Source organism: Micrococcus sp. HMSC31B01, from assembly GCF_001816085.1.
GTDB classification, from domain to species: Bacteria; Actinomycetota; Actinomycetes; order Actinomycetales; family Micrococcaceae; genus Micrococcus; species Micrococcus luteus.
The window spans coordinates 1-2,546 of record NZ_KV825278.1 but is presented as its reverse complement, the minus strand read 5'-3'; the positions used below and the strand labels follow the sequence as shown (position 1 = coordinate 2,546).

Genomic DNA, 2,546 nt, shown 5'->3' with positions numbered 1-2,546 from the left:
CGGCCCCGTGCCGTCGGGGCGCGTCCGCGTCCGCACGGCTGCGCCCCGGGGCTGTCACACGGGCGCACGGCCCCGGGGCGCGCTTGACGGCGCACCCCTCCGCCCGCCAGAGTGTGGTTGTCATCACAGTGATCTGTCTCACACTGATCCGTCCTACGCACCCCCGGAGGGCCCATGTCATCCAGCGAGCCCACGGCGCCGGTCCCCACGGCCGCGCAGTTCCGCGCCGCGCAGCAGTCCGAGGAGTTCATCGAGCTCCGGCGCACCCACCGATCCTTCGCCTTCCCCATGACCGTGGCGTTCTTCGTCTGGTACCTGGTGTTCGTGATCGTCGGCGCGTTCTTCCCCGAGTTCATGGCGATCCGCCTCGGCGGCAACATCACCCTCGGCCTGATCCTCGGCCTGCTCCAGTTCGTCACCACGTTCCTGATCACCTTCGCCTACGTCCGTTTCTCCAACCGGACCCTGGACCCCCGCGCCACCGCGCTGCGTGAGCGCCTCGAGCGCGAGGCCGCCGGCGCCCACGAGAACCCGGAGGCCACGCGATGAGCGCGCTCACCCCCCTGCTCCAGGCCGCCCCGCAGACGGTCGGCAACCCCGCCGTGAACATCGGCATCTTCGTCGCCTTCGTGGTGGTCACCCTCGTGATCGTGATCCGCGCGTCCAAGACGAACGCGTCCTCGGCCGACTACTACGCCGGCGGCCGCGGCTTCTCCGGCACCCAGAACGGCACGGCCATCGCGGGTGACTACCTCTCCGCGGCCTCGTTCCTGGGCATCGTGGGCGCGATCGCCCTCTACGGCTACGACGGCTTCCTCTACTCGATCGGCTTCCTCGTGGCGTGGCTCGTGGCCCTGCTGCTGGTGGCCGAGCTGCTGCGCAACACCGGCAAGTTCACCATGGCGGACGTGCTGTCCTTCCGCCTGCAGCAGCGTCCCGTGCGCATCGCCGCCGCCTTCGGCACCATGGCCGTCTGCCTCTTCTACCTCCTGGCCCAGATGGCCGGCGCCGGCGGCCTGGTGTCCCTGCTGCTGAACATCAACGACCGGGCCGGCCAGGCCCTCGTGATCGTGATCGTGGGCGTGCTGATGATCGTCTACGTGCTGATCGGCGGCATGAAGGGCACCACCTACGTGCAGATCATCAAGGCGATCCTGCTGATCGCCGGCGCGGGGATCATGACCGTGTGGTCACTGGCCCTGTTCGGCTTCGACTTCAACGCCATGCTGGGGGCCGCCGTCGAGATGCACCCGAAGGGCGAGGCGATCCTCGAGCCGGGCCTGCAGTACGGCGCCAGCGCGCTGACCCGCCTCGACTTCGTGTCCCTGGGCATCGCGCTCGTGCTCGGCACCGCCGGCCTGCCGCACGTGCTCATGCGGTTCTACACGGTGCCCACCGCCAAGGAGGCGCGCAAGTCCGTGGTGTGGGCCATCGTCCTCATCGGCGCGTTCTACCTGTTCACCCTCGTGCTGGGCTACGGCGCCGGCGCGCTGATCGGCCCCGAGCGCATCCTGGCCGCGCCCGGCGGGCAGAACTCCGCGGCCCCGCTCCTGGCGTTCGAGCTCGGCGGCTCCATCCTGCTGGGCCTGATCTCGGCGGTCGCGTTCGCCACCATCCTCGCGGTGGTCGCGGGCCTGGCCATCACGGCGGCGGCGTCCTTCGCCCACGACGTGTACGGCTCCGTGATCGCCAAGCACCCGCTCACCCCGCAGGAGGAGGTGCGGATCGGCAAGATCACCGTGGTGGTGATCGGCGTCCTGGCGATCGTCGGCGGCATCGCCGCCCAGGGCCAGAACGTGGCGTTCCTCGTGGCGCTCGCCTTCGCGGTGGCGGCCTCGGCGAACCTGCCGACCATCCTCTACTCCCTGTTCTGGCGGCGCTTCACCACCCGCGGCGCGGTGTGGTCGATGTACGGCGGACTGCTCTCCGCGATCATCCTGATCGTCCTGTCCCCGGTGATGTCCGGGACGCCGACCTCGATGATCCCGGGCGCGGACTTCGCGGTGTTCCCGCTGAAGAACCCGGGCATCGTCTCCATCCCGCTGGCCTTCTTCCTCGGCTGGCTCGGCTCGGTGACCTCGTCGCGCGCCGAGGACCCCGACAAGCAGGCCGAGATGGAGGTCCGCTCCCTCACCGGCATCGGCGCCGAGAAGCCGGTGCAGCACTGATCCGCGGCTGACCCGGTCCCACGGGGGCCGGCGGGGCGGGACGTCGGGGTGCGGCGTCCGTCCGGCCGGCCCCCCGTCCGTGTCCAGGCCCGACTGACATCATGGCGGGGTGACGCACGGATCCCTCACCGACTACACGCTGCCCGCCCCCGCCCCGGCGGACGACGACGGCGCCCCGCGCGCCGTCGCCCTGATCGGCTCCACGGGCTCGATCGGCACCCAGGGCCTCGACGTGATCGCCCAGGACCCCACCCGGCTCCGGGCCGTCGCGCTCGCGGGCGGGGCGAACACGACCCTGCTGGCCGAGCAGGCCGTGCGCTTCGAGGTCGAGGCGGTGGGCTCCGCCGCGGCGGGGGAGGAGGAGCTGCGCGCCGCCCT

General features: G+C 71.4%; 2 protein-coding genes and 1 pseudogene. All 3 read left to right on the top strand.

Going from position 1 to position 2,546, the window contains the following annotated elements; genetic code table 11:
- Positions 1–174 precede the first annotated feature (174 nt).
- Positions 175–549 carry a DUF485 domain-containing protein gene (locus HMPREF3105_RS09560; RefSeq protein WP_041104222.1) on the top strand — a complete coding sequence of 125 codons (375 nt, stop codon included), beginning with the start codon at positions 175–177 and terminating at the stop codon, positions 547–549.
- Complete coding sequence (locus tag HMPREF3105_RS09555) at positions 546–2,168, top strand: solute symporter family protein (protein WP_049147680.1); 1,623 nt, start codon at positions 546–548, stop codon at positions 2,166–2,168. The genes HMPREF3105_RS09560 and HMPREF3105_RS09555 overlap by 4 nt, the downstream gene beginning before the upstream one ends.
- Positions 2,169–2,277: 109 nt before the next feature.
- Positions 2,278–2,546, top strand: a pseudogene (locus HMPREF3105_RS09550) (1-deoxy-D-xylulose-5-phosphate reductoisomerase); the annotation flags it as partial.